The sequence below is a fragment of the Bifidobacterium sp. A11 genome (genome assembly GCF_000499185.1).
In the GTDB taxonomy this organism is placed as follows: domain Bacteria; phylum Actinomycetota; class Actinomycetes; order Actinomycetales; family Bifidobacteriaceae; genus Bombiscardovia; species Bombiscardovia mizhiensis.
This window is the reverse complement of the sequence record NZ_AWUO01000001.1, coordinates 162,896-177,062: the sequence shown is the minus strand read 5'-3', so window position 1 is coordinate 177,062 and position 14,167 is coordinate 162,896. Positions and strand designations below refer to the sequence as shown.

The following is a 14,167-nucleotide window of genomic DNA, read 5'->3' as shown; positions in this document are numbered from 1 at the left end:
GCTCAGGCTATGAGCTCCTTGACGGAGGCAATGATTGCCTGGAGGCTGACCTTGGCGTCGTTGAAGAGCATCTGTGTGTTCGGGTTGAAGTAGAGCTCATTTTCGATGCCGGCGTACCCCTTGCCTCTGCCTCTCTTGAGGACGACAACGTGCTGGGCCTTGTCGACGTCCAGGATGGGCATGCCGGAGACTGCGGTCCCTGGTCGGCGTGCGGCCGGGTTGGTCACGTCATTGGCGCCCACTACCAAGGCGACGTTGGCTGAGGGGAACTGGGGGTTGATGTCATCAAGGTCGATCAATTCCTCATAGGGGACGTTGGCCTCGGCCAAGAGGACGTTCATGTGTCCAGGCATACGGCCGGCCACAGGATGGATGGCATAGGAGACCTCCACGCCTCGGCCCTTGAGCAGCTCGCCCAGATCGGCCAGTTCACGTTGTGCCTGGGCCTGTGCTAGACCGAAGCCGGGAACGAAGATGACCTTGTCGGCATAGACCAGCTGGACTGCCACATCGTCGGGTGTGGTCTCCTTCATGGTCCCTTGGGCACCTTGATCCTGGCTGGCGCTGACAGAGGAACCGCCGAACCCTCCGGCTAGGACGCTCAGGAGCGGCCTGTTCATGGCCTGGGCCATCAGGACGGACAGAGTGGCACCTGCTGCACCAACCAAAGCGCCTGCCACGATCAGAGCCACGTTGTCGATGGCTAGGCCGTTCATGGCCACAGCTGTGCCGGTGCAGGCGTTCAAGACGGAGATGACCACGGGCATGTCGGCGCCGCCAATGGGGATGACGAAGACCAGTCCATAGCCCAGGGCGAAGATGGCTGTGAGGATGGCCCACAGGGTCCGATTGACAGGATTCAGGCAGAGCATGACTAGGCAGAGGACCGTCAACAGGGCGAAAAGCACATTCCAGACAGCCTTTGCTGGCAGCTTCAGGTTTTTGATCAGGCTGATGCCCTGGAGCTTGCCGGCAGCTATCAGGGAGCCGGTGAAGGTGATGGAACCGATGACCACGCCCAGGCCGGCGGTGATCAGCACCACCAGAGTCGGTGTGCCCTCTGAAGTCAATATGTCGTTTAGGGCGACCAGGGCTGCAGCGCCGCCGCCGACCGTGTTGAAGACGGAAACCAGCTGAGGCATGTCCGTCATTTTGACCTTCTTGGCCGAGTAGACCCCTGCTGCGGATCCGATCAGGATGCCAAGCACGAGCAGAACGATGGCCAGGGATGAGGTGAAACCGGTGGCGACCAGGTGGATGAAGGCCATGGCCACGGCGATGACCATGCCTGCTGCCGAAATTCGATTGCCTGTACGGGCCGTCTTGGGGGAATTCATGTAGTGCAGGCCCATGACGAACATGACTGAGGAAAGGAGGTAGACGAACCAGGTGATGATGTCGAGGGTGTTCACTTGTCGACTCCCTCGTTCTTAGTGCTCTCGGTCGTGGCGGACGAAGCCTGTTCGTCCTGGCCGGCTTTATCCTTTCCCTTGTCGGGTTTGGAGGACTTGAACATCTCCAGCATCCTATCGGTCACCACGTAGCCGCCCACCACATTCATGGCGCCAAGGACGGCAGCCAGGAAAATAAGTATGTAGGAGAGCGGGGAGTGAGCCTCTGCCGCGATGATGACTACTCCGACGATCACAATGCCATGAATGGAGTTGGCGCCCGACATGAGCGGCGTGTGAAGCGTGGCCGGAACCTTGCCAATCACCTCCACGCCGATCAGCAGCGCCAGAATGAAGAGCGTAATTGCTATGACCACAGAATTCATTGCTCTTGACCTTTCTCTTCGGTCTCTTCGGCATCTGGGGCATCAGTGCTTCCATGTGTGCCGGATTCGGTTGCATTAAATACAACCAGTGCTTGATCGATCTCGTCGTCTGCTTTGATGCTGAGCGCGCCATCACGAAGGAAGTGCATCAATACGTCCGCTACGTTTCTGGACAGGAGGTTGGAGGCCGTCGTGGCTACACCGCTGGCCAGGTATGGTGCCCCGATCATGATGACTCCCTTGTCGGTGGTCCTGGTTCCCACCTGTGATCCCTCGACATTGCCACCCAGGTCGCTGGCGGCGCAATCCACGATCACAGCTCCCGGATGCAGGTTGGCCACACCCTTGGCGCTCAGGAGGCGAGGAGGCTTTCCACCAGGAACCTTGGCCGTGGTGATGACCACATCGAAGCCTGCCGCTTTGGCATCCACCGCGGCCTGCTGCTGGGCCTGCTCCTGATCGGTCAGTTGCCGCGCGTAGCCGCCCTGGCCCTGTCCCTTGGAGAAGTCCAATCCCAGGTCGAGAAACTTGGCTCCTAGGGATTCCACCTCCTGCCTGGAAGCGGGTCTGACATCATAGGCGGTGACTACGGCTCCCAGACGTTTTGCGGTCCCGATGGCCTGCAAGCCTGCAATCCCCGCGCCCAGGACCAGAACCTTGGCTGGTCGGATGGTTCCTGCTGCAGTGGTCATCATAGGGAAGAAGGATCCATAGGCATCGGCAGCCACCAGGGCCGCCTTGTATCCCATGACCGAGTTTTGTGAGGTCATCTCATCCATGGACTGGGCCGAGCTGAGCTGTCGGGGGAGGCGCTCCATAGCGATTCCGGTAAGCCCGGCGGCCTCCAAGGATGTGATGTAGTCAGTGTCGCTCAAAGACCCCAGCATGCCGATGATCCATGTTCCGGCCGGAATCTGCTTCAGCAATGAGCTATCCGGTCTGTTGACAAAACCCAGGACTCCTGATTTGGATAGGACGCTATCCCTGTCGGTGACTGTGGCCCCCTTCTGTTGGTAGTCCTCATCACGGAAGCCGGCTCGAGCTCCTGCTCCGGACTCCAATAGACAGGTAACGCCTTGCCTGGTCAGCCGGGTCACGATGTCAGGGGTTAGGGCCACACGGGACTCATGATCGTCAGCTTCTTTGAGGACCCCGAAGGTTATGTGGGATTGTTCTGGTCCACTCATGTCTTTCCTTTTTCAAGCACAACTGTGTGTGAGCAATTTCACCATTGATTCTAGTTGCTGCACCTTGCTGTTGGGAGGTTAATGCAGCCTGTATGTGCTTGCGCTTTATAAGTATCTGTCGAGAAGGGACCAAGCTCAAGGTATTTTCCGAATGTGGACGAAAAATAGAAGGAGTATGAAGCTGTGCCCGCATAGCTGCACCCGCGCGACCTATGCAACGTCTGAAGAGTTGTAACGTCCGAGGAATGGACTCACGGTTTGTTACCGAATTTTTGGGGAGCCGGTCGGCATAGCGCATGGCATCGCAGCCCTGTCCATTCGACAGTTTCCAGCTATGACCAGCTACTGTATGTGGGTTGATCATGCTAGGGTGCCGCGCGTCTTCAAGAATGATACGCGGCACCCTGAGACGCAAAACCTCAGTGAGCACGAGACCTTGGCGAACAGAACAACTAGGCTGCCTGATTTGTTCGTCTGCTGTGGCGGTCTCACATTGACGGTCAGTCCGCCTTTCTGGACTTGTGCGTCGCTTCTGATTTATGTGCGCTGTGGTGCCTTATTCCTTTCCCTCGTGCTTGTCGTTTGCCACGGAATCCTTGGGCTTGGACTGCAGGGGATTGTGATGGCAGATGAGGGCGAAGGCAGCCAGGGTCTCGATCATGCTGGCGATGATCCAGGTGATCACGATGGCGTTCTGGTGTTTGCCGACTGTTCCCATTCGGGTGAAGATGAAGACATCCATGATGAAGGTCTGCAGCACCAGAAGGACCGTCGCCACGACTACCGTCCTGGTATGCCTGTCCGTCTCCGTTCCCTCTCCCTCCGGCTTGCCGGGAGACTTGAAGCTGGCATAGGAGAGGAGCCAAATGCCGATTCCGAATAAGACTGCGGCGAGAGGCAGGGAGAAGAAGATCGGCATGGTGCTCAGGCTGAGCCCCAAAGCTGCGACTAGGACTGCTGAGGCCAGGCCTAGATAGAAGGATTCATGGTTCTTTGCCTTGGGTGGTTTGGCAGGTTGGCTTTCTTTAGTTGGCTGAGATGGCTTCTCGGCAGATACAGGCGCATCCTTTGCGGCAGTCTTATTGGGTTGGCTCGGCTTGTCGTCATGAGAGGGACCATCATGCTCTCTGTCTGCGTGACCGGCCTGTTCCTGCTTATTTTGTGCTTCAGGTCTGCCATGACCAGCGTCCTTGCTGGATGAGTCCCTGCCTTCCTTCTCGCCTGTTTGCTCTGCTGCAGGCTTTGGCTTGGGTGCATTTGCTGCTAATTCCGATACATGGTTTATGTTTCTCGCTGCTGACTGATCAGAACTTTTCTGACTGTTGTTGTTTGAAGAGGAAGTACTTTTCGGCACTTCAATATTCTTTTTCTCTTGCAGCTGTTCATGTTTGTCTCCGCCCCAGTTCCGTTGGCTGTTGCGTATCTGAGAATCACCATGACTAACTCTTTTTCTGTTCGCATGTTCATTTTGATTGCTTCTCAACTAACCCTCCAAGGTTTGACTTTCTTTTTTCTTTTCACGCTGTAGGTCTTCTGGCAGCCTGATGAAAAAAAGATCACTGTTGCATAGTTTATGTGTCTTTTCTCTGTAGAAGTGGCATTGATTGGCACAAGACAGGCATCATCGTGGTGCAGGGACTTTCGCGGCCGAATCACTTACGAGTATTTACGGTTCGTCGAAGAACAATCAACAATCATTGTGAGCTGAGAGGTAGGGAGGTGATTGCATGGAGTTAGTTTTATTATGTCCAGTACTAGAGGGGCTCGTGAGTCGTCGATTCATCAAGTTTATTTTTTTTTCGATCATTCCTGTCGGCTACAAGTTTGTGGCCTCATCATTTTTTCTGTGAGATTAAGTTGGAAGGATTGTAGTTTTGTTCGTTGACAGTATTGGGGAAATGATGTACTGCGTTACGTACAATAATTCTTCTGGAAGTTTTATAACCATGCTTGTGGTGATATCAGGAATGGCGTGAAATTCGCTAGAATCAGTAAGGCTAGGACAGCTCTTTTGCTTTGATGGAGCAACGAGGATTCAATGCTGTCAGCAATCGAGGCGATAGATGCCATTATTGATATTATTGCAAAAAGTTGAGAATACAGATATTACGAATCTAATGCCTATTGTTGTGTTTCGCGATATAACAGGCGCATTAAATACTAGAAAATTCTCTATGTCAGTTAATAGCCTACACCCATTATATAAGGTTAGGCTAGAACCGAGGTAGCCATAAATCTGTAGAAAGCAAGGTACGTTTTGTACATGTTGAATGTGGAAGCTTTGCCTTTATATGATCTATTTAGTCCACAATTTACGGTTACTTAATATGAAATTCATAAGGACAACAAAATCCAAGACTTTGCTTTATGCACTGGGATCACTCATTGTCAGTTCCATCTGCCATAGACGGGTCAGTCCTGTCATCATCGGCTGGGTCACTACTATTTGTTACGTCCTCGCTTTGATCTCCTGAAGCAAGGACAGTTTTTTCGTCTTTGGACTTTGCGTCCTGTTCTTTGCAGAATCTTTCGTTGAATACTTGGACGAAGTAAGTAATAGTAATGAAGGACAGAACTGCAGTGGTGAGTGGATCATCTTTAAAAAAAGTGCCTTCATGATGATTTATTACTGCTAACCAATAGCACATGATATAAGCCAAGCCAGTTATGCAGTATGGTGCAGTTCTCAAATACCAACGTAAATTATTGCTGTGAACCATATCAAATCCCGCATAAAGGACAACTGTTACTTCAATTAGTGTCATCGCTGTGAAAACAACGGTGTGTGAAAAATCTAAATGATGAGTAAACAATAGAAGTGGGTAAAGGCAGTACAGCAATGATATTAAAGTAATTACAATATTCTTCGAAAGTTTTATGCCGTATGATTGTTCATATTTTTCTTTATTTTCTTTTTTTATCTTTTTTTGTTCTTCTCGTATCTTTTTTTGCTGGTCTCGGCTGCTTCCTTTTGATGAACGTGCGACAGTAACAATTAAAGGGATTGGAAGGGAGAGGTAAGCCCATAAAACTATTACATACAAGCACCATATGAAGACTTTCCAGGAGTTACTAGTCAACGTACTATAACCCCGAGGCCGGAAGTGATCCAGCGGTTTCAAAATGCATGTAACAATGATTGCCAATATTAAAGATATAGCATATGCTATTATTGTTTTTATCTTTTTGTTGCTTGGCTTTAGTGTCATATCGTCTCCATTCATTGATTTCCTTTATACCGAGTGTATTGCCTATTTGCGTTTCGAAGCTGTCATGAAATTCCTCCTCTTAATTAGGACGGGAGGTGTGCCTAACTGTCAGATAAAGACGGTTGAAAAACTATCATATTGGTATATATAATGTCCGATAGTATCTTTCAATTACTCGGTAACTGCTCCTCTTTATCCTTTCGTACAAATACTTTGGCCAGGAAAAGAAGATCTAAGGCTTAAGCCTGCAAGGGAGTGAGCGGCTCACTTCAATCCGGTATGAAGCAGCCGAGAGGGCTATGCGTGAGATAGAGCCCAGGTACAGGGCGAGTCGCTAGCTTTTTGCTCACTTAGGCATACAAACGGCACACAAAATCGACTATGGATGTAGTTTGGTCACATGTTATAAAACCATTGTTTCCCATTCGGGAGTAGGGATTTAAAGGTGGGGTGGCTAACGCGGCTCGAACGCGCGACCTCCTGAACCACAATCAGGTGCTCTACCAACTGAGCTATAGCCACCATGGTGAATCGACCCGCATGGCGGATCAATGCAACAGATGAAACTATACACGATGGCATGACATGGCACGCCGGTGAAGCGTGACCCATATTGCAAAGGTTGTGCTCTGTCTTTGGGCTTTCAGTTCATGACCATCGCTTCTACATAAAACTCTCCAGCACAACCGAGGTTCGGTTATCGACTTGAAATCCGGACCATTCAGCACTTGTAGTACGCTCTTTGACGTCCAGAAGGACTTATGAGCCTCGTGCCAATTCATCCGCCTTTTATGGCCCTCTCCTTCATTCAGGGGATGCTGGCACGTGACCAAACCTGGTTGGGTCACCTCCACTGAGGCATATCTAAGGACGGCAACTGGCTGGTCATCTGAGTTTGCCAGAAGTGTTAGCCGATCGGAGCTGGGGAGTGGCTCATGATCGTGGATGAACTTTGCCGCAGCCAGGCCGTAGCATTTTTTGTCCATCTAGAATTGCGGTTACCAGCCTATCGCGTTCTGTGCCAGGGAAGGCGAATTCTTTCTTGGGAAGGTTCTTAACATCTTGGGCTTTGACTGCTGGTATTTGTCTATTAGCCACATTCGATGTGAGTGTCTTGTATATGATGCTCTTCTTCGTCGAGTGCTTTTCTTATGGGCTGGTAGGCCTTGATTAGATCGGTCAGGCTCTGAGCGGCATTGGCGGGGCTGGTGGATGGCAGATTGATCATCGTTGGTCGATACCCCTTCTCCTGCAGGCTTGGCAGGCAGTACCGACGGTAAAGCTGGCCTGCCTTGCGTCCTGTAGTGAATATGGTGTCGATAGGCGCACGGTCCAGCAAACCGGTGATGTCGGTTGGCACGACATTGATGATTGAAGCATCGGAGGCACCGTGGATGTCGCATTCTTGGATGACATCCCAGAGGGCGATGCGGTGTTTGAGCGCGAACTCGGTGCGGACAGCTGGATCAGGCTCTGGAACACACTGGTCGAAGAGTGCGGCCAGCACAGGCCAGAAGCGGTTGCGCGGAAACATGTAGTAGAAGCCAGCCTCGCGCGAACTCGGGCTGGGTATGGATCCAAGGATCAGTACACGGGACTGTTCATCCCAAACAGGCCCGAACCCATGGGTGACGTGGGTGACAGGTGTGGCCAAACCTGCAGTCATGCGCCGAGCAGGCCAGTCAGAGCCGTAGTCATCACGCCAGCTTGGGCGATCACCAGAATGAAGACCAGCAGGCTGGTTGCGCATTCGACCAGGCCCACATACAGAATGGGAATGCGGCGCCGACGGGCGATTGCAGGCAACAAGGCCGCACGCACCAGCAGAACCACGGCGGACAACAAAGGCCACCATCCTGCTGTGCGTACCATGGCGACCCCAATCAGGCAGAGGGCCAGGTTCCAAGCCAGCGAAAGCAGGTAGCACCAGGTCTTGCCGCGCTCGCGAATCATGGTCTTGACGAAGATGACCGAACCGAACTGGGTCACTGCGAAGACAACTGCACTGACCACTCCAATCGATGGCAGGGCGGCGCTTGGCAGGAATCCATTGGCGAAGCAGTCCACAGCAGGATTCGGTTGGCATCCGAAGTAGCCAGAGTTGGCACCTTCCAGTCCTGGTTCAGGCTTTTGGAATCGTGACCCTAGTGAGACGGCGATCAGGCAAAGCGTGCAGGCCGCAATCACGGCTACTGTATCGTTCCACCAGGAGCGTTCCGTGCGCATCCAGGCGGCGGCAAAGTTCAGCACGCCCAGCACCAAGTAGAGCGGTGCCCATCGCAGGAGCCCAGGGGTGCCGACCAATAGAATCAGTCCGGTAACGGCCGTGAGCAGGGCGTATCCCAAAGCCGGTGGCGCGAATCTGGCAGCTCGGTGCGAGACCATCCATCGCGAGCCAGTGAACTCAAAGCAATAGCAGAAAGCCCAGGCGACCATGAGCAGCAGGCTCCTCCAGGTCGGGCCTCCAATCAGCAGACCGGCCAGTCCCGGCATCAAGGCCATGGACCAGCCGCCTATCTGGTCGGGTATCCATAGCCGCCGCCACTGACGCCCCTTGGACCCTGCTCCGGTCGATTTTGCTGATTTGCGGGCTTGAGGGCTTGGTCTGCTGCCCTTTGACCCGGCGGCCTTGCCTCTGTCTGCGTCTGTAAGCATACTCACAGCCTACGCCCCGGTGCGGCTGTCACGGCCTCTTCCGTAACGCCGATTCGGTCAATATCATGGTTGAAGGAGTCGTGAATCATACAGGTTCCTGGTTTCAGGAGGCAGATGATGGGTCAGGTGGATATCAAGCGCGTATACGAGCAGGCCGCTGACGAGGACGGGGTCCGCATCCTGGTCGACAGGCTCTGGCCGCGCGGTGTCAGCAAGGAGCGGGCAGCCCTGTCCGGTTGGCTCAAGGAAGTCGCACCCAGTCCGGACCTGCGGCGCTGGTGGCACCATGATCCTGAACGCTTTGAGGACTTTGCGCGCCGTTACCGCACTGAGTTGGATGACAATCCCGCCTTGGAGGATCTACTGAGCATCGTGCGCGAGCACGATCGGACAACACTGGTCTATGCGGCCAAGGATCCCGCCGTCAACCATGCCCTAATTCTGCGCGACTACATTCGCCAGGCTCTTGAAAAGGGAGGTAAGTAGACGCTGGCATTGATCTGGCATTGATGTTTTCGGCATCTCTATTTACTGATCCAAATACGTACTTCTGATATCTATCTATATATCTATGTATGTAGGACGCCGTTATAGGTATCTGTAAATATAAGGTCTGTTGCAGGGGGCTTCTTATAAACGGTTCCGGTACTGCTTCACAGTGAGCAAAGCCCAGAGCATACTTCCAAGTGCCAGACATTGTCATGTCTGCCCCGGTGATATACTTTTCATCGTGTGTGCCGACAGCACGCCTTATGTCACAGGTGAGCGTGTCGGGATATCCCCGAATCCGAAGAATGCAGGCAGCAATGCCCGGCAGGAGGATCAGGGGCCATCGGGCCGGTGGACAGTGGCTGATCTCTCCTCCCAGGAGCGACTGCGGCTGCGGTGCGGCGGTCTCGCAGTGCAAACGAAGACAAGTTCATCGAAGGAATCGGAGAGAGTCAGTTGCCAACAATTGAACAGCTCGTCCGCAAAGGGCGCAAGGCCAAGCCTCGCAAGTCGAAGACTTTGGCACTCAAGGGCAGCCCGCTGCGTCGCGGCGTGTGCACCCGTGTCTACACCACCACCCCCAAGAAGCCGAATTCGGCTCTGCGGAAGGTTGCCCGTGTCCGTCTGAGCTCCGGCATCGAGGTTTCCGCCTACATCCCCGGCGAGGGTCACAACCTGCAGGAGCACTCCATCGTGCTGGTGCGCGGCGGTCGTGTCAAGGATCTGCCCGGCGTGCGCTACCACATCGTGCGCGGTGCGCTGGATACCCAGGGAGTCAAGGATCGCAAGCAGGGCCGTTCCCTGTACGGAGCAAAGAAGGCCAAGTAACACATGTCACGCAAAGGACCAGCTAAAAAGCACCAGCTCCTGCCCGATCCCATCTACGGTTCCACCGTGGTGGCCCAGCTGATCAACAAGATCCTGCTGGATGGCAAGAAGTCCATCGCCGAGAACATCGTCTACACCGCCCTGGAGCAGGTCAAGGAAAAGACCGACCAGGAGCCTGTGGCCGTGCTCAAGCGTGCCCTGGACAACATTCGTCCCAGCCTGGAGGTCCGCAGCCGTCGTGTCGGCGGCGCCACTTACCAGGTCCCCGTCGAGGTCAAGCCGAACCGCGCCAATACGCTCTCATTGCGGTGGCTGACCGATTACAGCCGCGCCCGTCGTGAGAAGACCATGTCGGAGCGGCTGGCCAACGAGATCCTTGATGCCTCCAACGGCCTGGGTGCCGCGGTCAAGCGCCGCGAGGACACCCACAAGATGGCCGAGGCCAACAAGGCGTTCGCCCACTATCGCTGGTAATCCCAAGAGAGCGAGAACAAGGAATTATGGCACAAGACGTGCTCACGGACCTGACCAAGGTCCGCAACATCGGCATCATGGCCCACATCGATGCCGGCAAGACAACGACGACCGAGCGTATCCTCTACTACACCGGCGTCAACTACAAGATCGGCGAGACCCACGATGGCGCCTCCACCATGGACTGGATGGACCAGGAGAAGGAACGTGGCATCACGATTACCTCCGCCGCCATCACGGCCTTCTGGAACCGCCAGTCCCACGATCCTGAGGATCGCTACCAGATCAACATCATCGACACCCCCGGCCACGTGGACTTCACCGCCGAGGTGGAGCGCTCCCTGCGTGTGCTTGATGGCGCTGTGGCAGTGTTCGACGGCAAGGAGGGCGTGGAGCCCCAGTCCGAGACCGTCTGGCGTCAGGCCGACAAGTATGGCGTGCCCCGCATCTGCTTCATCAACAAGATGGACAAGCTGGGCGCCGACTTCTACTACTCGGTGGACACCATCAAGGACAAGCTGGGCGTCAAGCCGCTGGTCATGCAGCTGCCCATCGGCGCCGAGAGCGACTTCCACGGCGTGGTCGACCTGGTTCGCATGGTCGCCTACTACTGGAAGGACGAGGCTGACCTGGGCGCCAAGTACGACACCATCGACATCCCCGATGATCTCAAGGACAAGGCCGAGCAGTACCACACCGAACTGCTTGAGGCTGTGGCCGAGTCGGACGAGGATCTGCTCGAGAAGTACGTGGGCGGCGAGGAGATCTCCCAGCAGGAGATCCGCACCGCGGTTCGCAAGATGACCATCGAGCAGTCGGCCTTCCCGGTCTTCTGCGGGTCCGCTTTCAAGGACAAGGGCGTGCAGCCCATGCTGGACGCGGTCGTGGACTACCTGCCCAGCCCTGAGGATGTGCCGGCCATCAAGGGCTACAAGATCGGCGACGAATCTGTCGAGATCGACCGCAAGCCCACCGTGGACGAGCCCTTCTCGGCCCTGGCCTTCAAGGTGGCCACCCACCCCTTCTACGGCAAGCTGATCTACGTGCGTGTCTACTCCGGTAAGGTGGCCCAGGGCGAAACTGTTCTGGACTCCACCAAGGACAAGAAGGAGCGCGTCGGCAAGCTCTTCCAGATGCACTCCAACAAGGAGAATCCGGTCGACGAGGCCATCGCCGGCAATATCTACGCCTTCGTCGGGCTCAAGAACGTCACCACTGGTGACACCCTGTGCGACGAGAAGGCGCCGCTGGTGCTGGAATCCATGACCTTCCCCGATCCTGTGATCGAGGTGGCTGTGGAGCCCAAGACCAAGGCCGACCAGGAGAAGATGGGCATCGCCCTGCAGAAGCTCTCCGAAGAGGACCCCACCTTCCAGGTCAAGACGGACGAGGAGTCCGGCCAGACCCTGATCTCCGGCATGGGCGAGCTCCAGCTGGACATCCTGGTGGACCGCATGCGCCGCGAGTTCCATGTGGAGTGCAACGTGGGCAAGCCCCAGGTGGCTTACCGCGAGACCATCCGCAAGCCCGTCATGAACCAGGAATACACCCACAAGAAGCAGACCGGTGGCTCCGGCCAGTTCGCCAAGGTGCTCATGAACTTCGAACCCCTGGACACTTCCGAGGGCGAGTCCTACATCTTCGAGAACAAGGTCACCGGCGGCCACATCACCAAGGAGTTCATCCCCTCGGTCGATGCGGGTGTGCAGGAGGCCATGGAGTCCGGCGTGCTGGCAGGCTTCCCGGTCGTGGGCGTCAAGGCGACCCTGACCGATGGTCAGATCCACGAGGTCGACTCCTCGGAGATGGCCTTCAAGATCGCTGGCTCCATGTGCTTCAAGGAGGCTGCTCCCAAGGCCAAGCCCGTTATCCTCGAGCCCATCATGGCTGTCGAGGTCCGTACTCCCGAGGAGTACATGGGCGACGTCATGGGTGACATCAACTCCCGTCGTGGCTCCATCCAGTCCATGACCGACGCCACCGGTGTCAAGGTCATCGACGCCAAGGTGCCCCTGTCGGAGATGTTCGGTTACATCGGTGACCTCAGGTCCAAGACCCAGGGGCGCGCCATGTTCACCATGCAAATGGACTCCTACGCTGAGGTCCCCAAGGCCGTCAGCGACGAGATCATCAAGGCCCAGCGGGGCGAGTAATGCCGGTCCGGTCCGCCGCCACGGCGGGCCGCCGCAACAAGGCTCTTCTGTCACAAGTCGGCGTTACACTCTTGTAGCGCTGACTGGGCGGAGGGCAAAAGTGGCAAAGAACCCGATAACCCAGTAATATGTAGCGAGTGCTCTGTGCGTGGTTCGTGCAGGCAACCTACGAGACGTCCAGGAGGACAAAACACAATGGCAAAGGAAAAGTACGAGCGGAACAAGCCGCACGTTAACATTGGCACCATCGGCCACGTCGATCACGGCAAGACCACCCTGACCGCGGCCATCTCCAAGGTGCTGCATGAGGAGTACCCGGACGTCAACCCCGAGTACGATTTCGCTCAGATCGACGCTGCTCCTGAGGAGAAGGAGCGCGGCATCACCATCAACATCGCGCACATCGAGTACCAGACCGCCAAGCGCCATTACGCCCACGTGGACTGCCCCGGACACGCCGACTTCGTCAAGAACATGATTACCGGCGCTGCCCAGATGGATGGCGCCATCCTGGTGGTCGCCGCCACTGACGGCCCCATGGCCCAGACTCGCGAGCACGTGCTGCTGGCCCGCCAGGTCGGCGTGCCGAAGATCCTGGTCGCCCTGAACAAGTGCGACATGGTCGACGACGAAGAGCTGATCGAGCTGGTCGAGGAGGAAGTCCGCGATCTGCTGGACGAGAATGGCTTCGACCGCGACTGCCCCGTCATCCGCACCTCCGCCTACGGCGCCCTGCATGACGATGCACCTGACCACGACAAGTGGGTCCAGACCATCAAGGACCTCATGGATGCCGTCGACGACTACATCCCCACTCCTGTCCACGACCTGGACAAGCCCTTCCTGATGCCCATCGAGGATGTCTTCACCATCTCCGGCCGTGGCACCGTGGTGACCGGCCGTGTCGAGCGCGGCAAGCTGCCCGTGAACACCAATGTGGAGATCGTCGGCCTGCGTGACACCCAGTCCACCACCGTCACCTCCATCGAGACCTTCCACAAGCAGATGGACGAGGCCGAGGCCGGCGACAACACCGGTCTGCTGCTGCGCGGCATTGGCCGTGAGGACGTTGAGCGCGGCCAGGTTGTGGCTGCTCCCGGCACCGTGACTCCTCACCACAAGTTCGAGGGCGAGGTCTACGTGCTGACCAAGGACGAGGGTGGACGCCACTCGCCGTTCTTCTCCAACTACCGTCCGCAGTTCTACTTCCGGACCACCGACGTCACCGGCGTCATCACCCTGCCCGAGGGCGTGGAGATGGTTCAGCCCGGCGATCACGCCACCTTCTCCGTCGAGCTGATCCAGCCCGTCGCCATGGAGGAAGGTCTGACCTTCGCTGTTCGTGAAGGCGGCCACACGGTCGGCTCAGGTCGAGTCACCAAGATCATCGAGTAG

General features: G+C 55.9%; 13 protein-coding genes and 1 tRNA gene. 5 read left to right on the top strand and 9 right to left on the bottom strand.

From position 1 onward, the window contains the following. Positions 1-2: 2 nt before the first annotated feature. The 9 genes from P273_RS0100745 to P273_RS0100705 all read right to left on the bottom strand — a co-directional run bounded on the left by P273_RS0100745 (position 3) and on the right by P273_RS0100705 (position 8,828). The gene (locus P273_RS0100745; protein WP_024626611.1) at positions 3-1,412 is read right to left on the bottom strand and encodes an NAD(P)(+) transhydrogenase (Re/Si-specific) subunit beta; all 1,410 of its coding nucleotides are present in this window, start codon (positions 1,410-1,412) and stop codon (positions 3-5) included. Continuing rightward, positions 1,409-1,777 carry an NAD(P) transhydrogenase subunit alpha gene (locus tag P273_RS0100740; protein ID WP_024626610.1) on the bottom strand — a complete coding sequence of 123 codons (369 nt, stop codon included), beginning with the start codon at positions 1,775-1,777 and terminating at the stop codon, positions 1,409-1,411. Before P273_RS0100740 ends, P273_RS0100745 begins: the two co-directional genes overlap by 4 nt. Beyond that, entirely contained in the window at positions 1,774-2,964 is a 1,191-nt protein-coding gene (locus tag P273_RS0100735; protein WP_024626609.1) for an NAD(P) transhydrogenase subunit alpha, read from the bottom strand. Before P273_RS0100735 ends, P273_RS0100740 begins: the two co-directional genes overlap by 4 nt. A 556-nt stretch (positions 2,965-3,520) precedes the next feature. Continuing rightward, positions 3,521-4,447 (bottom strand): hypothetical protein, encoded by a 927-nt coding sequence (locus tag P273_RS09925; protein ID WP_155804663.1) that lies wholly within the window; start codon positions 4,445-4,447, stop codon positions 3,521-3,523. Between the two features lie 895 nt (positions 4,448-5,342). After that, the gene (locus P273_RS09920; protein ID WP_155804662.1) at positions 5,343-6,188 is read right to left on the bottom strand and encodes a hypothetical protein; all 846 of its coding nucleotides are present in this window, start codon (positions 6,186-6,188) and stop codon (positions 5,343-5,345) included. Between the two features lie 431 nt (positions 6,189-6,619). Beyond that, positions 6,620-6,695, bottom strand: a tRNA-His gene (locus P273_RS0100715). 44 nt (positions 6,696-6,739) lie between these two features. Then, on the bottom strand, positions 6,740-7,159 hold the full coding sequence (locus tag P273_RS10220; protein ID WP_155804661.1) for an ASCH domain-containing protein: 420 nt from the start codon (positions 7,157-7,159) through the stop codon (positions 6,740-6,742). A gap of 104 nt (positions 7,160-7,263) precedes the next feature. Next, positions 7,264-7,839, bottom strand: coding sequence for a DNA-deoxyinosine glycosylase (locus tag P273_RS0100710; RefSeq protein ID WP_024626605.1), 576 nt, complete (start codon positions 7,837-7,839; stop codon positions 7,264-7,266). Then, positions 7,836-8,828, bottom strand: coding sequence for a YwiC-like family protein (locus P273_RS0100705; RefSeq protein WP_081709196.1), 993 nt, complete (start codon positions 8,826-8,828; stop codon positions 7,836-7,838). The genes P273_RS0100710 and P273_RS0100705 overlap by 4 nt, the downstream gene beginning before the upstream one ends. A gap of 117 nt (positions 8,829-8,945) precedes the next feature. Here P273_RS0100705 and P273_RS0100700 point away from each other — a divergent pair, with 117 nt between their 5' ends. The 5 genes from P273_RS0100700 to tuf all read left to right on the top strand — a co-directional run bounded on the left by P273_RS0100700 (position 8,946) and on the right by tuf (position 14,167). Continuing rightward, complete coding sequence (locus P273_RS0100700) at positions 8,946-9,314, top strand: DUF488 domain-containing protein (RefSeq protein ID WP_024626603.1); 369 nt, start codon at positions 8,946-8,948, stop codon at positions 9,312-9,314. 459 nt (positions 9,315-9,773) lie between these two features. Next, a complete protein-coding gene (gene rpsL, locus P273_RS0100695; RefSeq protein ID WP_015022141.1) occupies positions 9,774-10,145 on the top strand; it encodes a 30S ribosomal protein S12 in 372 nt (123 codons plus the stop codon). 3 nt (positions 10,146-10,148) lie between these two features. After that, positions 10,149-10,619 carry a 30S ribosomal protein S7 gene (gene rpsG, locus P273_RS0100690; RefSeq protein ID WP_015022140.1) on the top strand — a complete coding sequence of 157 codons (471 nt, stop codon included), beginning with the start codon at positions 10,149-10,151 and terminating at the stop codon, positions 10,617-10,619. A gap of 26 nt (positions 10,620-10,645) precedes the next feature. After that, entirely contained in the window at positions 10,646-12,772 is a 2,127-nt protein-coding gene (gene fusA / locus P273_RS0100685; protein ID WP_024626602.1) for an elongation factor G, read from the top strand. Between the two features lie 195 nt (positions 12,773-12,967). Beyond that, a complete protein-coding gene (tuf, locus tag P273_RS0100680) occupies positions 12,968-14,167 on the top strand; it encodes an elongation factor Tu (RefSeq protein WP_024626601.1) in 1,200 nt (399 codons plus the stop codon).

What these genes read in the sequence shown, in the direction of transcription:
- P273_RS0100740 (WP_024626610.1), bottom strand. Translation starts at nt 1,777, where the DNA reads ATGAATTCTGTGGTCATAGCAATTACGCTCTTCATTCTGGCGCTGCTG.
- P273_RS0100735 (WP_024626609.1), bottom strand. Translation starts at nt 2,964, where the DNA reads ATGAGTGGACCAGAACAATCCCACATAACCTTCGGGGTCCTCAAAGAA.
- P273_RS09920 (WP_155804662.1), bottom strand. Translation starts at nt 6,188, where the DNA reads ATGAATGGAGACGATATGACACTAAAGCCAAGCAACAAAAAGATAAAA.
- P273_RS10220 (WP_155804661.1), bottom strand. Translation starts at nt 7,159, where the DNA reads ATGGACAAAAAATGCTACGGCCTGGCTGCGGCAAAGTTCATCCACGAT.
- P273_RS0100710 (WP_024626605.1), bottom strand. Translation starts at nt 7,839, where the DNA reads ATGACTGCAGGTTTGGCCACACCTGTCACCCACGTCACCCATGGGTTC.
- P273_RS0100705 (WP_081709196.1), bottom strand. Translation starts at nt 8,828, where the DNA reads ATGCTTACAGACGCAGACAGAGGCAAGGCCGCCGGGTCAAAGGGCAGC.
- P273_RS0100700 (WP_024626603.1), top strand. Translation starts at nt 8,946, where the DNA reads ATGGGTCAGGTGGATATCAAGCGCGTATACGAGCAGGCCGCTGACGAG.
- rpsG (WP_015022140.1), top strand. Translation starts at nt 10,149, where the DNA reads ATGTCACGCAAAGGACCAGCTAAAAAGCACCAGCTCCTGCCCGATCCC.
- fusA (WP_024626602.1), top strand. Translation starts at nt 10,646, where the DNA reads ATGGCACAAGACGTGCTCACGGACCTGACCAAGGTCCGCAACATCGGC.
- tuf (WP_024626601.1), top strand. Translation starts at nt 12,968, where the DNA reads ATGGCAAAGGAAAAGTACGAGCGGAACAAGCCGCACGTTAACATTGGC.